Origin of the sequence: Micromonospora sp. DT47, from assembly GCF_049844475.1 — a bacterium.
GTDB lineage: Bacteria > Actinomycetota > Actinomycetes > Mycobacteriales > Micromonosporaceae > Micromonospora.
Window position 1 is genome coordinate 157,244 of the sequence record NZ_JBNCLC010000010.1, and the last position, 17,806, is coordinate 175,049.

Consider the following 17,806-nt stretch of genomic DNA (forward strand, 5'->3'; position numbering starts at 1 on the left):
GTCCGCGCTGACTCTAGTCGACATGTCGACGGCAGCCAATGCCGTCGTCGTGAATGCGGCCGTCCACGATAGGCCCGGTTAGCCCGAAAAATCCTTTTAGGAGGGGAATCAGTGATGAAGCTTTTCGCACGACGTGGAGGGATCCGCGGTATGAGGAATATTGCGGCTGGCGTCGCGCTCAGCCTGCTGAGCGTCGGCGCGACCGCCGTGATCACCTCCGCCCCGGCGGAGGCCTCCAGCCTCAACGGCCCGATCAGCCGCGACGAGATCCTCGACCGCGCCCAGAACTGGGTCGATCGCGGCATCACGTACACCCAGACCGGCACCTGGGCCAGCGACCCCGAGGGCTCCCACACCTACCGTCGCGACTGCTCCGGCCTGGTCTCGATGGCCTGGCACCTTTCGCACAGCTACGTCACAGGCGACTTCATGGGCGGCAACGCGATGTGGACCACCCTGGGCAGCATCAACGACTTCCAGCCGGGCGACGCGATGGTGCGCAGCGGCCACATCGAGCTCTTCTCGCACTGGAAGAACCGCAGCGACCACACCCAGGGCGCCTACGTCTACTCCTTCAACAGCGACGACCAGACGGTCCAGAACCCGTATGCCGACAACAACTGGGGTAACCGCGGGTTCAACGGGTGGAGCGACCTGACGTCGTACAAGCCGATCCGTCGTACCGGCCTCGACAGCTCGCCCGGTGCCAAGGCGCCGGCCCTGGGGCACGACGACGGTGACGGCACCATGACCATCCACCGGTGGACGTCGGCCGGTTCGTCGTTCAGCCGTACCAGCGACTTCAAGTCGGGATCGTTCTCGCTGGGCAACGTGGGGGACCGGATGGCCTCCGGTGACGTGACCGGTGACGGTGTCGACGACATCGTGATGGCCTACCAGCTCAGCGACGGCACCTTCGGCTTCTACGTGTTCAAGAGCGGGATCACCTCGCTGGGCCGCTGGTACACCTCCGGACCGTACGGTCTCGGTCCGGTCGGCGGGCGTCTGGTGGTGGCCGACTTCACCGGCGACGGCCTGGCCGAGCCCGCCATGGTGCGCGACGACGGTGACGGCACGATGACCATCTACCGGTGGTTCTCGACGGGTTCGTCGTTCAGCCGGACCACCGACTACGAGTCGGGTCCGTTCCACCTGAGCAACGTCGGCGACCGGGTTGCCTCCGGCGACGTGACCGGTGACGGCAAGGACGACATCGTGATGGCCTACCAGCAGAGCGACGGCACCTTCGCCTACCACGTGTTCAACGGCGGGATCACCTCCCTGGGCAAGTGGTACACCTCCGGGCAGTACAACCTCGGCCCGGTAGACGGGCGCCTGGTGGTGGGTGACTTCACCGGCGACCGCAAGGCCGAGCCGGCCCTGGTGCACGACGACGGCGGCGGCGCCATGACGATCCACCGGTGGACGTCGAACGGTTCGTCGTTCACCCACACCACCGACTTCACCGCGCCCGCGTTCACCGTGAGCCAGGTGGGGGACCGGGTCGCCTCCGGTGACGTGACCGGTGACGGTGTCGACGACATCGTGATGGCCTACCAGCTCAGCGACGGCACCTTCGGCTACTACGTGTTCAAGAGCGGGATCACCTCGCTGGGCCGCTGGTACACCTCCGGCCAGTACGGCCTCGGCGCGGTCGCCGGGCGCCTGGTCCTCGGCAACTGGTGACCTGACCCGCGCGCCGCACACCCACCCCGGGTGGCCGTACACCGGCCCCCGGGGTGGGTGGCGTCATGCGTCGGGTGACCGGCGGTGCGCGTCGGTCGGTAGCCGGTGACGAAGGCGCGGGAGGTCGTCCGCCCGCGGCCCTCTCTCTGCGGTACGGGTCAGCTCGGCAGGTAGTCGAAGGTGTCCGGGTTGGGGCCCTGCCGACCGGCCTCGCCCTTGTCCAGGTTGTTGATCCGGTCCATCGCCGCGTCGTCCAGCTCGAAGTCGAAGATGTGGAAGTTCTCCTCGATGCGCTTCGGGGTGGTCGACTTCGGGAAGACGATGTCGCCGCGCTGCACGTGCCAGCGCAGCGTCACCTGGGCCGGCGTCCTCCCCACCTGCTGGGCGATGTCGACGATCGTCGGGTCGTCGAGCACCTTGCCCTGGGCGATCGGCGACCACGCCTCGGTGGCGATGGTGTGCGCCTTGTCGTACGCGCGGACCTCCTCGTTGCCGAAGTACGGGTGCGCCTCGATCTGGTTGACCGCCGGCACCACGTCCGCCTCGGCGGCCAGCCGCTCGAGGTGCGGGACCTGGAAGTTGGACACGCCGATCGAGCGGACCCGACCGTCGCGCTGCAACTCCTCCAGCACCTTCCAGGTGGAGACGAAGTCACCGTCGTAGAGCGTCGGCAGCGGCCAGTGGATCAGGAACAGGTCCAGGTAGTCGAACTTCAACGCGGCCAGCGTCGACTCGAACGCCTTGCGGGCGTCGTCCGGGCGGTGGAAGCTGTTGTTCAGCTTGCTGGTCACGAAGACCTCGCCCCGGTCGATGCCGGAGGTGCGGATCGCCTCACCGACCTCGGCCTCGTTGCCGTACATCTGGGCGGTGTCGATGTGCCGGTAGCCGACCTCCAGCGCCTTGCTGACCGCCTCGACGGTGTCCTTCGGCTCGATCTGGAACACCCCGAAGCCGAACTGCGGGATGGTGTTGCCGTCGTTGAGGCTGATGTCGGGAATCGTGTTCGCCATCCGGCTCTCTCTCCCATCGTCAGGGGCGCCCGGTCAGCTGGCCGGAAGCGTTCCACGGCCGGTGCCGAGCGCCTGTCACATGGTTCTGGTACCCGATCGTCCCGGGTCGTCACGGTGCCCGGAGGGTGATCTGGGACAACCGACCGCGCCACCTGGGGTTTGCCCCGCTTCGAACAGCACCGGCCAGGGCCGGGCCGCCGGCGTCACCGCCGCCGGCGGCGCCGGTTCGACCGCGGCCAGCACCTCGGCCGCGAGCTGCCCGAACATCGCCGCGGCCGGGTGCGGCGCGCGGTCCGGCCAGGCCGCCGAGGTACGCCGGACCAGCGGGCCTCCGGCGATCGGCCGCCAGGCGATCCGGGGTTCCCGCCGGCCCAGTGCCTCCGGTTCCAGCGCGACCGCGCCCCCGGCCAGCACCAGGCCGAGCACGAACTCCGGGTTCCGGGCCGGCCGGACCCGGCCCGGGGTGAAGCCGAGCCGGCGGCAGACGTCCAGCACGTGGTCGTGCCAGCCGGGGGCGGTGGGGCGCGGCGCGGCGATCAGGTCCAGTCCGGCCAGGTCGGCCAGCGCCACCTGGCGCGGCCGGCCCAGCGGCGACGCCCGCGGCAGCAGCGCCCCCACCGGTACGTCCACCGGCGGGCCGAAGCGCAGGCCGCCGTCGGCCACGGGGTGGTGCAGCAGCCCCGCGTCCAGCCGCCCCTCGGCCAGCATCCGGACCTGCTCGGCGCTGGTCAGCTCGTGCAGGTCGACGTCCAGCCCGGGCGCCTCGGCGGCGAGCCGGTCCAGCAGCGCGCGCAGCGTCACCGCCGGCGTCTCCGGGGGCACCCCGGCCCGGAACACCCCCAGCGCCCCGTCCCGGACCTGCCGCATCAGGTGGCGTATCCGGCGATCGGCGGCGAGCAGGTCGTCGGCCTCGCCGAGCAGCAGCTGACCGGCGGTGGTCAGCCGCACCTGGCGGCGGGACCGGTCGAACAGCTCCACCGCCAGCTCCTGTTCGAGGCGCCGGATGGACTGGCTCAGCGGCGGCTGCGCCATGCCCAGCGTCTCGGCCGCCCGGCCGAAATGCAGCTCGCGGGCGACCACCACGAAGTGCCGCAGGTGGCGGAGCAGGTCCACGCACGGACCCTACGGCAGTCGCCGGTTACCGTGCCCGAGTGGCAGCGGAGCAACGGATCGAAGAGATCTTCGCGGCGGTCGGGGTCACCGGCAGCCTGCACGTCGTACCCGTGGACGGGCCGGCGGGCCGGGAGGTCGCCGTCCGGGCCGACCGGCAGACGGTCATCGCCTCGGTCTTCAAGGTCCTGCTGGTGCTGGAGTTCGCCCGGCAGGTCGCGGCCGGGCAGCTCGACCCGGCCGAGCGGGTGCTGGTCTCGGCGGCGGACCGGCTCGGCGGCTGGGGGGTGGCCGGCTGCGCCGACGACGTCGAGCTGTCCCTGCGCGACCTGGCGTACTTCACCATGTCGGTCAGCGACGACACCGCCGCCGACCTGCTGCTGCGCCGGGTCGGCGCGGACGTGCTGCCGATGCTCGCCGCCGAGCTGGACCTGCCGCGTACCCGGATCGTCGGTGGACCGCGGCAGCTGGTCGAGACGATGCTCGCCGACGTGGGGGCCCGCACCGAGGCGGACTTCGCCCGGATCTTCCCGACCCTGCCCGACGACCGGGTCCGCGCCATGCGGGTCTTCGATCCCGCGCACACCACGTCGAGCACGGCCCGGGAGATCACCCGGCTGCTCGGCCTGATCTGGCGCGACGAGGCCGGCCCGCCCGCCGCCTGCGCCACCGTCCGCGAGCTGATGTCCCGGCAGCTCTCCTGGACCCGGCTGGCCTCCGGCTTCCCGCCCGGCGTACGGGTCGCCGCGAAGAGCGGCACGCTGCCCGGGCTGCACCTCGAGGCCGGGGTGGCCGAGTACCCGGACGGCATGCGGTACGCGATGGCGGTGTTCGCCCGCGCCGACCGGCTCCCGACCCGCCGGGTCGACGTGGACCTGGCCATGGGGGAGGCCGCCCGGACCGCGGTGGAGGCCCTGCGCGGTGACGGGTTTTCCGGACCGTCCGCGTCCGATCGGCGGGGTTGAGCTGGGCCGATATCGCGACGGATATCGCCGGTTGCGACTTTCGATCTTGGACCTGAGGCCCGGCGCGGTGGTGGGGTGGGTGCCGACCGCGTACCGCGTCAAACGGGGAGGACCCTCCATGTCCGCACACCAGCTCGACCGCCGCCGCTTCCTGCGGACCACCGCCGCCGGGGCGGCCGCGGTGACCGCCGGTGGGCTCGCCGCCACCACGCCCGCCCGGGCCGAGGCGGCCGGCGCACCGGCCGCTGCCGCGCCGCGTGCCGGCGCCCGGGGTGCCGTCAGCTTCCGCTGGTGGGGCACCTCCGGGTGGCGGGTCGACATCGGCGACCGCACGGTGCTGGTCGACCCGTACCTCAGCCGGTTCGACACCGGGCTGTTCCGGGGCGCGTTCGACCCGGCCACCCCGCTGACCGTGGACACCGTCGCCGTCGACTCCCTGGTGGACCGGGCCACCACGATCCTGGTCACGCACACCCACTGGGACCACTACGCCGACGTGCCGCACATCGCCGCGCGGACCGGCGCGCGGGTCTTCGGCACGCTCACCGCGTACCACCTCGGGTTGGCGTACGGGCTGCCGGCCGGTCGGCTCAGCCCGGTCCGGGGCGGTGAGGTGCTGGAGTTCGGCGACCACACGATCGAGGTGGTCGGCGCCCTGCACAGCCGCAACGCCGGATACTCGCTCGCCTTCCCCGGCGTACGGGTCGACACCCCGCCCCAGCCGGCCACCATCGCCGACCTGCCCGAGGGGGACACCCTGGCGTACCAGATCCGGGTCGACGGCGGCCCGTCGGTCTTCTTCATGGGGGCGAGCGACTTCGCCGAGCGCAACCTCACCGGCCTGGCCCCCGATGTGGCGATGGTGGCGCTGCCGGCGACCACCTCGACCGCGGACTACGTGCCGCGGCTGATGGCCGCGCTGGACCACCCGCAGGTCGTCGTGCCGGTGCACTGGGACAACTTCGAGACCCCGCTGACCAACCCGCCGACCGTGGCGCCGAGCGACCGGGCGCGCCTCGACGACCTGGTCGCGGCGGTCCGTCGGGTCTCCCCGCGCAGCCGGGTGCTGGTGCCGGAGTACCGGACCGCGTACCGCTTCTGAGTGACGCGGAAGGGGCCGGGATCGACGATCCCGGCCCCTTCCGACGCGTCGCGCGGTGTCACTTGGCGAGCGGCTGGCCCTGCTTGTCCTTGAAGGAACCGACCAGGATCAGGATGAAGTCGATCAGGGTCCAGATGCCGAGGCCACCGAGGGTGATCAGCTGCAGGATGCCGGTGCCGACCTTCCCGGTGTAGAACCGGTGCACGCCGAGCGTGCCGAGGAAGATGCAGAGCACCAGGGTGACCACCCAGGACTTCTGGGTGCTGGCGGTAACGGGAGCGGTCACTGCGGTCCTTTCTCAGGTGAGTTGGCTGCGGGAGCGTATCGGGGGCCACCGACCCGAGGCAAGATCGAAAAAAGCATGACCGGTCGGTCGGACGGACGGTCAGCCCGCGGCCAGGTCCCGCAGGGCGCGTACCGACTTCCAGTTGCGGGTCGTGGCCACCACGCCGAGCTGCTTCTCCAGGTACGCGTTGGTGAACTTCGAGCGGCCGTACCCACCGTCGGGGAAGTGCAGGTGGACCTCCCGACCGGCCACGGTGAACTCCACGTTCTCGGAGCCCGGCACGGCCAGCGCGGCCGCCTTCGCCTTCGCCGGCGCGGTGGCCAGGAACGCCACCAGCAGCCGGGTCGGGTCGTCCTGCCGGTCGGCGTACGGGCTGCCGTCGATCACCGCCGTCAGGCCGGCGCCACTGCGCACCAGTACCGGCACGGTCAACCCCAGCTCGTCGGCGATCGCCTGCTCGATCCCCTTCGCCAACGTGGCCGCGTCCCGGGACGGGCTGCCGAAGATGACGTTGCCGGACTGCAGGTAGGTGCGCACGTCGTCGTGGCCCAGGTCGGAGACCAGGCGGCGCAGGTCGGCCATCGCGATCCGGGTGGCGCCGACGTTGACGCCGCGCAGCAGCCCCACGTACCGGTTCATGCCGCCTCCCCGGTGGCGCCGCCGGGCCGCGGCCGGTCACCGTCCGGTTCCCGGAGGTACGCGGGCAGCGTCCCCCGCGCGGTCGGGATCTGCACGTCGGCCATTGGTGGCCTCCTCGCCCGTCGACGTCCGGTGCCGTCCAGCCTATGCACCGCGGGCGCCGCCGGCACGGTGCTAGAGCTGGCGGATGGCCGAGGAGTTGAGGCGGAAGCCGATGGTCCGGTCGACGATCCGGTCGATCAGGTCCGCCTTCCGCAGGCCGCTCACGCCCCGCACCTCCAGTTGGGCGGCCAGCGCCCTGAGGTCGCTGGCCGTCCACGATGACAGGTACGCCGTACCGTCGTGGCGGCTGGACGTGCCGGCCAGCGCCTCGCGGGCCCGGCCCAGGTCGGTGGCCGGCGCCGCGGCCCGCCGCGACGCTGGCGTGCGGGTCGCGCCGGCGTCGACCGGCCCCCGGTCGACGGACTCGGCCGGGACGACCGCCAGTCGGGCCCGACCCTCGGCGAGGGCGGTGACGTCGGCCGCGGGCAGCTTCCGCAGCAACTCGGCGACCCGGACCAGTACGGCCGAGGCGAGCGTCGCGTCGGTCATGCCGCCACCGGCGCCGGCTGGAGGTGCTCGAGGAACTCGGTGGTGATCTGGCGCAGTTCGTCGCGGACCGCCGGGGAGGTGACGCGGTCCCGGAGCACCACCGGCACCCCGCGCGGGGTGTTGGTGGCGAAGAGGGTGACGTTCTCCCGCAGCGTGGTGGGGAAGACCGGCAGGCCAAGCGCGCGTACCTGGTCCATGAAGCCCTGGTGGGCGGCGACCGGTCGCTGCCCCATCTGCTGGATCATCGTGAACACCACCCCGGCGATGCCGGGCGCGACCTTGTGGTGCCGCCGGATCGTGGCGAAGCGGCGGGAGTCGGCGTTGTACCGGTCGCACAGCTCCTGCACATTGCCGTGCAGGTAGTCGATTCCCAGTGTGGACAGGTAGTCGGCCTTCGCCGGGATGAGCAGGTGGTCGCTGGCGATGATCGCCGACTGGGTGACCACGCCGAAGTTCGGCGGGCAGTCGATCAGCACCAGGTCGTAGCTGTCCAGGGCGTCGTCGTGCAGCCCCTCGGCGAGCGAGCCGCGGACCCGGAACAGCTCGGCGTCGTACTCGTCGCCGTCGGCCACCCCGCGGGCCAGCGCCAGGTCGATGTCGGTCAGCCCGAGGTGCGAGGCGATCAGGTCGAGCCGGCCGGCGCCCTTGAGCTGCGCGTTGGCCGGACCGGGGGAGACCACCAGCTCGCCGAGGGTCACCGGCTCGCCGTCCCCGCGCAGCCCGTCGTACCAGCGCTTCACCGTGCGGCCGTCGCGCAGCCGTTCCCGCCAGTCGTCCGGGTCGTAGAAGCTGAACGTCAGACTGGTCTGCGGATCGAGGTCGATCAGCAGCACCTTCATCCCCCGGTTCGCCAGCTCGGCTCCGAGGTTGGCGGTCATGGTGGTCTTGCCCACCCCGCCCTTGTAATTGATAACTGACACCACGTACATGCCGTCGGCACCTCCCCAGACGGGGAACGGTAGCGGCCCGCGGATCCCACGCAACAGGCACCCGGATGGACGCGCTGTTCGCCTCCGCTCAGCTGCGGCGGGCCAGCGCCGAGCGCCGGTAGCCGTAGAGGGCGTAGATCACCGCGCCGATCACGAACCAGACCGCGAACCGCAGCCAGGTCACGGGGTCCAGGAAGGTGATCAGCCAGACCGAGAAGACCGCGCCCAGCGCCGGGACCACCGGCATGCCGGGCAGCCGGAACGTCCGGGACGCGTCCGGGCGGCGGTAGCGCAGCACGATCACCGCGATGCAGACCACCACGAAGGCCAGCAGGATGCCGATGTTGGTCAGCTCGGCCGCCTCGACAGCGCGCCCTCGGTCTCGTCCGCGACCTCCTCGCCCGCCTTGCGGCGGAAGAGTCCGGTGCCGTTGCCTGCGGAGGTCATCGTCGTCTCCTTCACCGGTCAGCGTGGAGCCCCCCGTCACGGGTGGTACCCGGACATCCGACGGGCGTACCGCCCAACGAACCGACCGTCGTGGAGGGTGCGCCGACCGGGCGGGTCAGGACTCCCGGTACGCGGGCAGGCCGAGCGCGGACCGTACCCGGGTCGCCTCCGTCGCGGCGCTGTGCGCGGCGGCGGCGCGGATCTCCCGCATCAGCTCCGCCGCGCTCGTCGCCCGGCCGGCCCGCCGCCAGTGCTCCAGCGCGACGTCGTTCTCGGCGAGCAGGGCCGCCATCGGGGCGCGGACCTCCGCCGGCCAGGAGGTCTCCCGCAGTTCCACCGCGTGCACGGCGTTCTTCGCGGCCACCGCCGCGGCCAGCTCCCGCACCGTCCGCCAGGGCCGGCCGACCTGCGTCGCGTCCTCCAGTTCCTCCAGCGCCTCGTTGTACGGCTGGACGATCCGCAGGTAGCGGGTCTTCGCCTCGGCCCGGGTGAGCGGGGCCGGGGACGCCGTGGCGGCCGGGGCGCCGTCCCGCCACGCGGGCACCTGTTCCAGGGTTTCCGTCCGCTCGCCGGCGCAGCCGGTCAGGAGCAGGACCAGGGCCAGGGTGGTCGTCCAGCGGCGCACGGCTGTTCCTCCGGATGGCGGGGGCGGAACACCGCAGTGTAGGGGCGAGATCGACGTCGCAGGGCCCCGGTCACTCCACGACCGGGAGCACGACCTCGTTGCGACGCAGGAACCAGGGCGTCCAGGGCGGGTCGAAGCGCGCGTACCGGATCGCGCCGGTGGGCTGCAGCCCGGCGGCGGTGACCGCCCGGCCCAGCGCGGTGGCCCGCTCGCCGAACGCCTTCTCCGTCCACCGCCCGGAGAACCGGACCGCCGCGGCGAGCTGCTCGGGGACCTCCCGGATGGTGATCCGGGAGTCCGCCGGCTCCGGCACGGTGGCCGCGGTGAGCTCCGCCGGCAGCACGAAGCGCACCAGCCAGCAGCCCGGCCAGTCGCCCTCCTCCTGCACCACCGGCGCGGTCATCGCGATTTTCTCCGGCCCGGCCGGCTCCTGGACCACCGGCCCGGGCATCCCCGCCGTGCGCCGGGACCGGTTGGCGCCGGAGAGGTACGACGCCAGCGGCCGGAACGCCTCGTTGCCCGCCCCGACCAGATCCCCGGCTACCCGCAGCTCGGCGACCAGGTGGGCCGGGTACCGGCGCAGCTCGAAACCGGGGTGCCGGGACACCACCCGGTACCGCTGCTGCTCGGTCATCGGCACGCTCCCGGCGAAAGGATCTCCTCGGTTCCCACGCTACCGTCCGTCGCGGGATTCCTCCCGGCGAAGCGGAACGGGACCGACGCGCGCGGAGCGGCGACCTCCCCGCGGAGCTGATTGAACTTCTGCCCGTCACGGTCCGTACCACTGGCCGAGGATGCGCTGCGGCGATCAGCCGCTGACGCTGCCGAGCTGCGGGAGGCCTGCCGTGCGAGTTGGTGAGCAGTCGACGGATCCCATCGATCAAGTTCTAGGCGAGGTGCCGGTGCCGGCGCCGTTGACGCCCGAGGACGTCCGGCTCGCGGTCCGGGCGGTGGTGGTGCACGCCGCCGAGGAGTGGCCCAACGGGCCGCTGTGCCGCAACGACGGTGCGACGTACCCCTGCCGCCTGCACCGCTGGGGCCGGCGGGTGCTGGAGACGCACGGGCTCAACGAGCGCCAGATCAACGCGCTGATCCGGCACGGCAACCCGTTCGTGCACGTGCCGTTCCCGTTCACCTACGCCTCGTCCGCGCCCGCGGGCACCTCTCCCGCGCCCGCGCGGACGGACCGCCCCACTACCTATCCGACGCGTGGCCAGACCGGCCGGGTCGCCGCCCCGGGGATGCGGCCCGCCATCCGGCCCGGCGGTCCCGGCCGGCCGGTGGCACCCCCCGCCACCGCCCCGCGCTGGCCCCGGGCGAGCTGAGCGGAGGTACGACCGCCAGGCTCCGTCGGGCGCCACGACGCCGGCCCGGCCCCGGGGTTCCCCTCCCCGGGCCGGGCCGGCGTCGACCTGCCGTCGGCTCAGTCGCCTTAGCCGACCCCGCAGTTCGGCGCGGACCAGCTGGTCGTGTTCGAGGTGCGGTCGTTGTTGTTCTCCCGCCGCGAGTCCGCGTGCACATGGGTGCTGTGGCCCGGGTAGCCGGGCCCGTAGATGCCGCTGAACCCGTGGTTGCGGGCGTTGCTGGCGATCTGGCACAGCGACCTCGTCCGCGAGGTCAGGTCGGCGGCGTTGCCGTAGAGGTGCTGGCTGTCGGACGCGCCGCCGATCTGCCGGTTGCAGGCGGTGCTGCGGAAGCCGCTGTTCACGTAGAGCGGCTGGTCGCCCAGGCTCCGGCGCAGCGCCTCCAGCTTCCACATCGTGCGTACCGCGTTGGACCTCGTCTGGGTCGCCGAGAGCGGGCCCCCGCTCCACCCGCCCTGGCCGCAGCCGCCGTCCATCTCGGTGTAGCTGAAGTGTGCCGGGGTGCAGTCGTTGTCCTGCAACTGGTAGAGCTTGTTGAAGGTCTGCGGGCCGGCGACGCCGTCGCCGCCGAGCCCGTACGCGGCCTGGAACCGACGTACGGCGGCGGCGGTCTGGGGCCCGTAGACCCCGTCGATCCGAACGATTCCTCCGGTGCCGGCCCAGCCGGCCACCCGGATCTGCAGTTGTCGGACGTCGTCGCCGGAGCGCCCCTGGTAGAGGTTGCGCTGCCACGTGTAGCAGCCGTCGGCATGAGCCGCTGGCGCGGCGACCACCGAGGCGATCGCGGCCCCGGGCAACGCCAGGGCGAACGCGACAACAACCCGCTTCAAGGTGTTTACGCGCACAGAAGTCCTCCCGGTATCAGAGCGATTGGGGTGGTGACCAGGACATCGACCCGGACGTCCCGCGGTTTCCACCTTGGCACTTTCGCGGACGGTTCGCGCCGATTAAGAAGAATTGTCCTCGCGTTCGCCTGTCCCTGGGCATTGCCTGTGAATTGGGGCGAATTACGAAACGCCCATCTCGCCCAGCAAGGCGGATCGGGCGAACTGCGGCACAGAGCCGCCGATGTGGCGTGAAACGCCGGCCCGGCCCGGCCGGGACGATGCCGCTCCGTGACCCGGGACCGGTAACGTCGGCGCCGGTCGGCCGGGACGGGGGAGGTGGACGTGGCGCGCGGTGGCGTCTTCTGCGTCGAGGGGCAGTGGCACCGCGACCTGAACGAGCGGGGCTCGGTGCTGCCGACCCTCGAACTGCTCGAACGGCTCGGCCGGATCCGGTTCATCCACAAGGACGCCGCCACCCGCGACGAGCTCTTCTACTTCCTCGACCGCTGGCTGCTCAAGCAGTACGCCGACTACCGGGTCGGGTTCTTCGCCATGCACGGCGAACCGAGCCGGCTCTGCCTCACCGACTGGGACTCGGTCGAACTGACCGACGTGGCCGAGCGGATGGCCGGCCGGTGCGAGGGACGCCGGCTCTATTTCGGCAGCTGCTCGGTGCTGCGCGCGTCGGATGCCGCGCTGCGTGACTTCCTCGACGTGACCGGAGCGGCCCTGATCTGCGGTTTCACCCGCGATGTCGACTGGGTTGAATCGGCCGCCTTCGAAACCGTGCTGCTCGACGTGCTCGCCAACGGCCAGCGGCACAACGCCGCCGAACTGCGGATGGGCTCGGCGCACTGGGCGCCGCTGGCGACGTACCTCGGTTTCCGGGTGATCTACGCCAACGGCCGTGCCTGGCGGCCCACCGCCCGGCCCCGCGTCCCCGCCCAGTCGGATCCCGGCCGGGTCGCCGGCCGGTACCGCTGAGGCCGGCGCGCCCGCCGCCGGGACGGGCGGCCCGGCGGCCTGATAGAACCGAGGGATGGCACGCACCATCGCGAGCAACACCCGGGTCGACCGCGACGCCCTGATCGAGTTCATCCGGCCCCGGCACAAGGTCCTGCTGATGACCACCCGGTCCGACGGCCGCCCGCAGTCCTCGCCGGTCTCCTGCGGCGTCGACGCCGAGGGCCGGCTGGTGATCTCCACCTATCCGGAGCGGGCCAAGGTGACCAACATCCGGCGGGACCCCCGGGTCTCCGCCTGCGTGCTCTCCGACGACTGGAACGGCCCCTGGGTGCAGGTCGACGGCACCGCCGAGGTGCTCGACCTGCCGGAGGCGCTGGAGCCGCTGGTGGAGTACTTCCGCAGCATCTCCGGCGAGCACCCGGACTGGGACGAGTACCGGCAGGCGATGATCGCGCAGGGCAAGTCGCTGATCCGGGTGACCGTCGAAAGCTGGGGGCCGATCGCCACCGGCGGCTTCCCGGCCCGGCTCGCGGACTGACCCGGCCGCTCAGTACGCGGCGGTGAAGCGCATGTTCTCGAAGCGAGGATCCTCGATCTCGTCCACGACCGCCACCGCCAGGTCCTCGTAGGTCAGCACCGAGCGCCCCTGGTCGTCGACGACCGGGTGCTCGGTGCCGGTGCGGTAGCGCCCGGTGCGCTCGCCCGGGTGGAACTCCAGCGGCGGCGGCGAGAGGTACGTCCAGGTCACCCCGTCGGCCGACGAGCGGTACAGGGCCAGCGCGTCGGCCTGGCCCAGCGCCGCGTCCCGGTACTCGTCGGGGAAGTCCGGCTCCTCGAGGAACGGGGTGCCCTTCGCCGTCAGCAGGGTCGCGCCGCCGCCCACGTGGACGGCCCGGGGCGGGTTCGGCATGTCCCGCAGGACGGTGATCAGGTTCTCCGCCGCGTCCCGCCAGAGCGCCCGGTCGCCGCCGCCGATCGCCACCACGATCACATCGGCCTCGGGCGCCAGCGCCCGTACGCTCTGCGCCGAGGTGGCGTCCCCGGTCACCACGTGCACCCCGGCCGGCAGCCAGGTGACCGCCTCCGGGCGGCGGACCGCCGCGGTGACCCGGTGCCCCCGACCGGCCGCCTCGCTGACGATCCGCGAGCCCGCGGTGCCGCCGGCGCCGTACACGACGACGTTGCTCATGCCGTCCAGGCTATGGACCGGCTGCGCCACCCGTCGGCGGAACCGCTCAGTCGATCAGCGCGGAGTAGACCAGCTGCCGCAGCTGCGAGCGCAGCGGGTAGGTGCTCGACGGCATGAGCTGGGTGAAGAGCAGCGCGGTGATCTCCTCCACCGGGTCCACCCAGAACGCGGTGCTGGCCAGGCCGCCCCAGTAGTACTCGCCGACGCTGCTCGGCACCCGGGCCGGCACCGGGTCCTGCACCACGGCGAAGCCCAGGCCGAAGCCGATGCCGTCCAGCACGGTCTCGGCGAACCCCTCCGGCTCGAACGACGCCAGGTCGCCCCCGCCGGGCAGGTGGTTGCGGGTCATGAAGCGCACCGTGCGGGGCGAGAGCAGGCGTACGCCGGCCAGCTCCCCGCCGCGCAGCAGCATCTGCGTGAAGAGGTGGTAGTCGGCGGCCGTGGAGACCAGCCCGCCGCCGCCGGAGAGGCAGTCGGGGCGGGTCAGCGCGAAGGCCCCGAGCTTGTCGACGCGGACCGCCTTCCCGGTGGCCGGGTGCGGGGTGTAGAGGGCGGCGAGCCGCTTGGCGTCCGGCTCGTCCACCCACCAGCGGGTGTCGGTCATGCCCAGCGGGGTGAAGATCCGCTCGGTGAAGAACTGGTCGAGGGTCTGGCCGGAGACCACCTCGACCAGCCGGCCCAGCACGTCGGTGGAGACGCCGTAGTTCCACCCGCTGCCGGGCTGGAACATCAGCGGCAGCCGGGCCATCCCGGCGGTGGCCCCGGCCAGGTCCAGCCCGGGCGGCACGCCCAGGTCGTAGCCGGCGGCCCGGTAGAGCGCGTCGACCACCGAGGCCTGCGCGAAGCCGTACGTCAGGCCGGAGGTGTGGCTGAGCAGGTGCCAGACCCGGATCGGCTCGACCGCCGGCACGGTGTACGGCTTGAGCGCGGAGCCCTTGTCGAAGACCCGCACGTCGGCGTACTCCGGCAGCCAGCGGCTGATCGGGTCGGTCAGCTCGAAGCGGCCCTCCTCCCACAGCATCATCGCCGCGACGGAGGTGATCGGCTTGGTCATCGAGTAGATCCGCCAGAGCGTGTCCCGCTCCACCGGTGCGCCGGCCTCGACGTCGCGCATGCCGTACGTCGAGGAGTGCGCGATCTCGCCGCGGCGGGTGACCACGACCTGCCAGCCGGCCAGCCGCCCGTCGTCGACGTAGCGGCCGAAGTGTTCGTCGATCCGCGCCAGCCGGGCGGGGTCGAAGCCGATGAGGTCCGGGTCGGTACTGCGTGCCACGCTCACGTCGCCGAACCTACTAGTCGGTACGCCGCCGGCGGAAGGCCCACGGTCGTCGTCGGTGCCCGGGAATAGGGTGGGCCGATGCCGGAGACCATCGAGGACACCACGTTCCGCCACGAAGACTGGTACGCCGAGGAGCTGGTCGACCGGCACTTCGTCAACTGCGTCTTCCACGACGTCGACCTCACCGAGGCGGTCAGCCGGGGCGCCTCCTTCACCGGGTGCACCTTCGGCAACGTGCGGTTCAACTCCTCCCGGCACGTCGACTCGGCCTTCACCCGTTGCGTCTTCAAGCGGTGCAACTTCTTCGAGGCCGAGTTCACCGGCTGCAAGCTGGTGGGCAGCACCTTCGACCAGTGCGACCTGCGGCCGTTGCGGGTCGACGGCGGCGACTGGTCGTTCGTCGCGCTGCCCGGCGCCGATCTGCGCGGGGTGAGCTTCACCGACGTGCGGATGCGCGAGGCCGACCTGACCGGGGCCGACCTGACCGGCGCGACGGTGACCGGCCTCGACCTTTCCGGTGCCCAGCTGCACGCCACCCGGCTTACCCGGGCCGACCTGCGCGGCAGCGACCTCACCGCGCTGGACCCGACGGCCGTGCAGCGGGCCGGTGCGCTGATCGACGCGGAGCAGGCGATCGTGCTGGCCCAGGCGCTCGGGTTCGAGATCCGCTGACCGCTCGGACGTCCAGCGGTCCCCGCGGCAATTCCTGCAGCTCAGGGCCGCTCACCTCACTGTTAGGAAACGTTCCGTCACTACCGCTTGGTAACAAACTGGAAACGCCCACCGCTCCGCATATGGCGCATCCCGCCGGGCGATGAAAACGTGAAGCGGCTCACGCGACGACCCCCGACTCCCCGCGCGGTCGTCGACGACGGGCGGGGGAGTGGACGTGACGGACGAAGAGATCATGCGGATCGGGCCTGGTCCCAGCCGCAGCGCGAAGCGGTGGGTGGCCCGCAAACGGCAACGCCGCTGGTGGGCCGTGGAGGCGGCCGCCGCCGTGGCCTGCCTCGCCGCGCTGGTGGCGTACTTCCATCCCGGCTCGGAGGCCCCGCCACCCGGCGCGGGCGCGGTGCTCCCGGCGGGCGCGTCCACCCCGGCCTCGACACCGACCGCCGCGGTCGGGCTCGGTGACCCGAGCGAGGCGGGCGTCGCCTCGCCGGGGCTGCGGCCCCGGGAGCGGCTGCCCTCGCCGACCGCCTCGCCGTCGCCCAGCCCGCGTCCCACGCCGCCGCCGGCCGCGCCGCTGCTCGACGTCATCCGGACCGACGTGCCGGCCACGGTCGACCTGACCGCGGTCGGCACAAGGGACTGGGTGCACTGGGGACTGCGCGGCCCCGACTCCGTCATCCGCAAGCGCGGCGGCACCGGCGAGATCCGGGACGAGGGCGGCCGGGGGGCGCGCGACAGCTACGACACCAACCCGGAGTTCTTCAGCTGGCACGACGGCACACCGGTCGACGCGGTCGGGTCCGCCGCGACCGGCGTCTACGCCTGCGACGTCGGCAACGGCTTCGCCCTGGCGGTGACCGGCAGCGGGGAACCGCGGACGGTCCACCTCTTCGCCGGGCTCTGGATGGCCCGGGGTCGGTTGGACGTCCGGCTCTCCACCGGTGGCCCGACCCGCACCCTGCGGCTGGAGGACCCGCACACCGCCCACACCGCCCGGTTCGTCATCCGGTTCCGCGCGGAACGGGGGGCGAAGCTGCTGATGAACTGGACCACCGAGCAGACCTTCGGCGGCTGCGGCAACGTCGGCCTGCAGGCGGTCGCGCTGCGCTGAGCGTTCCCCGGCCCTTGCCGTGGTCCCGGAGTAGCGTGGGCGCGACGGTGCCCACGAACGGCGGGAGGTAGGCGATGTCGGCGAGCGAGCAGGTGGTGGACAGCCCCGAGGGCTGGGTGGCCGACCACATCCGGCGGTACGTCGAGACCGACGGCGCCGAGGGGCACGAGTGGCGCCCGGGCGTGTTCACGCTGCTGCTGACCACCAAGGGCCGCAAGAGCGGCAAGCTGCGCCGCACCGCGCTGATCTACGGCCGGGACGGCGACGACTACCTGGTCGTCGCCTCGCAGGGCGGCGCGCCCCAGCACCCGGCCTGGTACCTCAACCTGCTCACCGACCCGGAGGCCGAGGTGCAGGTGGGCGCGGAGCGGTTCACCGCCCGCGCGCGTACCGCCGGGCCGGAGGAGAAGCCGCGGATGTGGCGCACCATGACCGCCGCCTGGCCGGCCTACGACGGGTACCAGACGAAGACGGACCGGGAGATCCCGGTGGTGGTGCTGGAGCGGGTCTGACGCCTACCCGCCAGGTAATCGACGCGTGACCGGGGACTGGCGCAGACTCTTCCCTACCGGCCCACGACGTGACGGGCCGACCGACCACAGGGGAGGAACCGTGCCGGCCTTCGCGCTCGCCCACCTGCGTACGCCGCAGATCAACGAGGACGTCCTGGAATACATCGCGCGGATCCAGTCCACCCTCGACCCGTACCAGGGTCGGTTCCGGGTGCACGGCGCCGACGTGGAGGTGATCGAGGGCGACTGGCCCGGGACCGTGGTGATCGTCGAGTTCCCGGACGTCGAGCGGGCCCGAGCCTGGTACGCGTCCCCCGCCTACCAGGAGATCCTGCCATTGCGCCTGCGGCACATCGAGGGGTCGCTGATCATCGTCCAGGGTGTCGGGCCGGACTACGACGCCGGCCGGACCGCCGCCCGGCTGCGGGAGGTCACCGGCACCACCGGCTGACCGGCCCGGCCCGGGTGCGCGACGGCCCCACGCCCGGTCAGGCGC

Annotated in this window: 22 protein-coding genes; 10 read left to right on the plus strand and 12 right to left on the minus strand. The window is 72.4% G+C overall.

Annotated features, from left to right (window positions below):
- Nucleotides 1–150 precede the first annotated feature (150 nt).
- Nucleotides 151–1,686, plus strand: a complete 1,536-nt coding sequence (locus ACLQ2U_RS17890; RefSeq protein WP_425751803.1) for a hypothetical protein — start codon at nucleotides 151–153, stop codon at nucleotides 1,684–1,686.
- A 158-nt stretch (nucleotides 1,687–1,844) separates the two neighbouring features.
- Here the strand turns inward: ACLQ2U_RS17890 and ACLQ2U_RS17895 are convergent, their stop codons facing one another.
- Both ACLQ2U_RS17895 and ACLQ2U_RS17900 read right to left on the minus strand, forming a co-directional pair.
- Entirely contained in the window at nucleotides 1,845–2,696 is an 852-nt protein-coding gene (locus tag ACLQ2U_RS17895) for an aldo/keto reductase (RefSeq protein ID WP_425751804.1), read from the minus strand.
- 75 nt (nucleotides 2,697–2,771) lie between these two features.
- Entirely contained in the window at nucleotides 2,772–3,809 is a 1,038-nt protein-coding gene (locus ACLQ2U_RS17900; RefSeq protein WP_425751805.1) for a LysR family transcriptional regulator, read from the minus strand.
- Between the two features lie 38 nt (nucleotides 3,810–3,847).
- On the opposite strand from ACLQ2U_RS17900, the gene ACLQ2U_RS17905 reads away from it, so the two are divergent.
- Nucleotides 3,848–4,771 carry a serine hydrolase gene (locus ACLQ2U_RS17905; protein ID WP_425751806.1) on the plus strand — a complete coding sequence of 308 codons (924 nt, stop codon included), beginning with the start codon at nucleotides 3,848–3,850 and terminating at the stop codon, nucleotides 4,769–4,771.
- A 118-nt stretch (nucleotides 4,772–4,889) separates the two neighbouring features.
- The gene (locus ACLQ2U_RS17910) at nucleotides 4,890–5,873 is read left to right on the plus strand and encodes an MBL fold metallo-hydrolase (protein ID WP_425751807.1); all 984 of its coding nucleotides are present in this window, start codon (nucleotides 4,890–4,892) and stop codon (nucleotides 5,871–5,873) included.
- A gap of 58 nt (nucleotides 5,874–5,931) precedes the next feature.
- Here ACLQ2U_RS17910 and ACLQ2U_RS17915 read toward each other — a convergent pair whose 3' ends face one another.
- From ACLQ2U_RS17915 to ACLQ2U_RS17945, 7 genes are all read right to left on the minus strand, one after another.
- Nucleotides 5,932–6,159 (minus strand): TM2 domain-containing protein, encoded by a 228-nt coding sequence (locus ACLQ2U_RS17915; protein ID WP_425751808.1) that lies wholly within the window; start codon nucleotides 6,157–6,159, stop codon nucleotides 5,932–5,934.
- Nucleotides 6,160–6,258: 99 nt separating this feature from the next.
- The gene (locus tag ACLQ2U_RS17920) at nucleotides 6,259–6,798 is read right to left on the minus strand and encodes a DUF1697 domain-containing protein (protein WP_425751809.1); all 540 of its coding nucleotides are present in this window, start codon (nucleotides 6,796–6,798) and stop codon (nucleotides 6,259–6,261) included.
- A 174-nt stretch (nucleotides 6,799–6,972) separates the two neighbouring features.
- Complete coding sequence (locus tag ACLQ2U_RS17925) at nucleotides 6,973–7,389, minus strand: Rho termination factor N-terminal domain-containing protein (protein WP_425751810.1); 417 nt, start codon at nucleotides 7,387–7,389, stop codon at nucleotides 6,973–6,975.
- A complete protein-coding gene (locus ACLQ2U_RS17930; protein WP_425751811.1) occupies nucleotides 7,386–8,309 on the minus strand; it encodes a ParA family protein in 924 nt (307 codons plus the stop codon). Before ACLQ2U_RS17930 ends, ACLQ2U_RS17925 begins: the two co-directional genes overlap by 4 nt.
- A gap of 97 nt (nucleotides 8,310–8,406) precedes the next feature.
- Nucleotides 8,407–8,640, minus strand: a complete 234-nt coding sequence (locus tag ACLQ2U_RS17935) for an amino acid permease C-terminal domain-containing protein (protein ID WP_425751812.1) — start codon at nucleotides 8,638–8,640, stop codon at nucleotides 8,407–8,409.
- Nucleotides 8,641–8,880: 240 nt separating this feature from the next.
- The gene (locus tag ACLQ2U_RS17940; protein ID WP_425751813.1) at nucleotides 8,881–9,390 is read right to left on the minus strand and encodes a hypothetical protein; all 510 of its coding nucleotides are present in this window, start codon (nucleotides 9,388–9,390) and stop codon (nucleotides 8,881–8,883) included.
- A 70-nt stretch (nucleotides 9,391–9,460) separates the two neighbouring features.
- Nucleotides 9,461–10,024 (minus strand): SOUL family heme-binding protein, encoded by a 564-nt coding sequence (locus tag ACLQ2U_RS17945; RefSeq protein WP_425751814.1) that lies wholly within the window; start codon nucleotides 10,022–10,024, stop codon nucleotides 9,461–9,463.
- A 211-nt stretch (nucleotides 10,025–10,235) separates the two neighbouring features.
- Here ACLQ2U_RS17945 and ACLQ2U_RS17950 point away from each other — a divergent pair, with 211 nt between their 5' ends.
- On the plus strand, nucleotides 10,236–10,715 hold the full coding sequence (locus ACLQ2U_RS17950; protein ID WP_425751815.1) for a hypothetical protein: 480 nt from the start codon (nucleotides 10,236–10,238) through the stop codon (nucleotides 10,713–10,715).
- A gap of 107 nt (nucleotides 10,716–10,822) precedes the next feature.
- Here ACLQ2U_RS17950 and ACLQ2U_RS17955 read toward each other — a convergent pair whose 3' ends face one another.
- Nucleotides 10,823–11,599 carry a D-Ala-D-Ala carboxypeptidase family metallohydrolase gene (locus ACLQ2U_RS17955; RefSeq protein ID WP_425751816.1) on the minus strand — a complete coding sequence of 259 codons (777 nt, stop codon included), beginning with the start codon at nucleotides 11,597–11,599 and terminating at the stop codon, nucleotides 10,823–10,825.
- A gap of 324 nt (nucleotides 11,600–11,923) precedes the next feature.
- Here ACLQ2U_RS17955 and ACLQ2U_RS17960 point away from each other — a divergent pair, with 324 nt between their 5' ends.
- Together ACLQ2U_RS17960 and ACLQ2U_RS17965 are read left to right on the plus strand one after the other, a co-directional pair.
- Nucleotides 11,924–12,565, plus strand: a complete 642-nt coding sequence (locus ACLQ2U_RS17960) for a DUF6642 family protein (RefSeq protein ID WP_425751817.1) — start codon at nucleotides 11,924–11,926, stop codon at nucleotides 12,563–12,565.
- A gap of 55 nt (nucleotides 12,566–12,620) precedes the next feature.
- Nucleotides 12,621–13,085 carry a PPOX class F420-dependent oxidoreductase gene (locus tag ACLQ2U_RS17965; protein ID WP_425751818.1) on the plus strand — a complete coding sequence of 155 codons (465 nt, stop codon included), beginning with the start codon at nucleotides 12,621–12,623 and terminating at the stop codon, nucleotides 13,083–13,085.
- Between the two features lie 9 nt (nucleotides 13,086–13,094).
- Here the strand turns inward: ACLQ2U_RS17965 and ACLQ2U_RS17970 are convergent, their stop codons facing one another.
- Entirely contained in the window at nucleotides 13,095–13,736 is a 642-nt protein-coding gene (locus ACLQ2U_RS17970) for an NAD(P)-dependent oxidoreductase (protein WP_425751819.1), read from the minus strand.
- 46 nt (nucleotides 13,737–13,782) lie between these two features.
- Nucleotides 13,783–15,015: a serine hydrolase domain-containing protein gene (locus ACLQ2U_RS17975; RefSeq protein WP_425751820.1), complete on the minus strand. Its 1,233-nt coding sequence runs from the start codon at nucleotides 15,013–15,015 to the stop codon at nucleotides 13,783–13,785.
- A 78-nt stretch (nucleotides 15,016–15,093) separates the two neighbouring features.
- On the opposite strand from ACLQ2U_RS17975, the gene ACLQ2U_RS17980 reads away from it, so the two are divergent.
- From ACLQ2U_RS17980 to ACLQ2U_RS17995, 4 genes are all read left to right on the plus strand, one after another.
- Nucleotides 15,094–15,687: a pentapeptide repeat-containing protein gene (locus ACLQ2U_RS17980; protein ID WP_425751821.1), complete on the plus strand. Its 594-nt coding sequence runs from the start codon at nucleotides 15,094–15,096 to the stop codon at nucleotides 15,685–15,687.
- Between the two features lie 217 nt (nucleotides 15,688–15,904).
- Entirely contained in the window at nucleotides 15,905–16,798 is an 894-nt protein-coding gene (locus tag ACLQ2U_RS17985; protein ID WP_425751822.1) for a hypothetical protein, read from the plus strand.
- 74 nt (nucleotides 16,799–16,872) lie between these two features.
- A complete protein-coding gene (locus ACLQ2U_RS17990) occupies nucleotides 16,873–17,310 on the plus strand; it encodes a nitroreductase family deazaflavin-dependent oxidoreductase (protein WP_425751823.1) in 438 nt (145 codons plus the stop codon).
- Between the two features lie 100 nt (nucleotides 17,311–17,410).
- Nucleotides 17,411–17,761 (plus strand): DUF1330 domain-containing protein, encoded by a 351-nt coding sequence (locus ACLQ2U_RS17995; protein ID WP_425751824.1) that lies wholly within the window; start codon nucleotides 17,411–17,413, stop codon nucleotides 17,759–17,761.
- Nucleotides 17,762–17,806 lie beyond the last annotated feature (45 nt).

Excerpts from the sequence above, each read along its gene's own strand:
- ACLQ2U_RS17890 (WP_425751803.1), top strand. The coding sequence starts at position 151 with ATGAGGAATATTGCGGCTGGCGTCGCGCTCAGCCTGCTGAGCGTCGGC.
- ACLQ2U_RS17895 (WP_425751804.1), bottom strand. The coding sequence starts at position 2,696 with ATGGCGAACACGATTCCCGACATCAGCCTCAACGACGGCAACACCATC.
- ACLQ2U_RS17910 (WP_425751807.1), top strand. The coding sequence starts at position 4,890 with ATGTCCGCACACCAGCTCGACCGCCGCCGCTTCCTGCGGACCACCGCC.
- ACLQ2U_RS17920 (WP_425751809.1), bottom strand. The coding sequence starts at position 6,798 with ATGAACCGGTACGTGGGGCTGCTGCGCGGCGTCAACGTCGGCGCCACC.
- ACLQ2U_RS17925 (WP_425751810.1), bottom strand. The coding sequence starts at position 7,389 with ATGACCGACGCGACGCTCGCCTCGGCCGTACTGGTCCGGGTCGCCGAG.
- ACLQ2U_RS17945 (WP_425751814.1), bottom strand. The coding sequence starts at position 10,024 with ATGACCGAGCAGCAGCGGTACCGGGTGGTGTCCCGGCACCCCGGTTTC.
- ACLQ2U_RS17965 (WP_425751818.1), top strand. The coding sequence starts at position 12,621 with ATGGCACGCACCATCGCGAGCAACACCCGGGTCGACCGCGACGCCCTG.
- ACLQ2U_RS17970 (WP_425751819.1), bottom strand. The coding sequence starts at position 13,736 with ATGAGCAACGTCGTCGTGTACGGCGCCGGCGGCACCGCGGGCTCGCGG.
- ACLQ2U_RS17980 (WP_425751821.1), top strand. The coding sequence starts at position 15,094 with ATGCCGGAGACCATCGAGGACACCACGTTCCGCCACGAAGACTGGTAC.
- ACLQ2U_RS17990 (WP_425751823.1), top strand. The coding sequence starts at position 16,873 with ATGTCGGCGAGCGAGCAGGTGGTGGACAGCCCCGAGGGCTGGGTGGCC.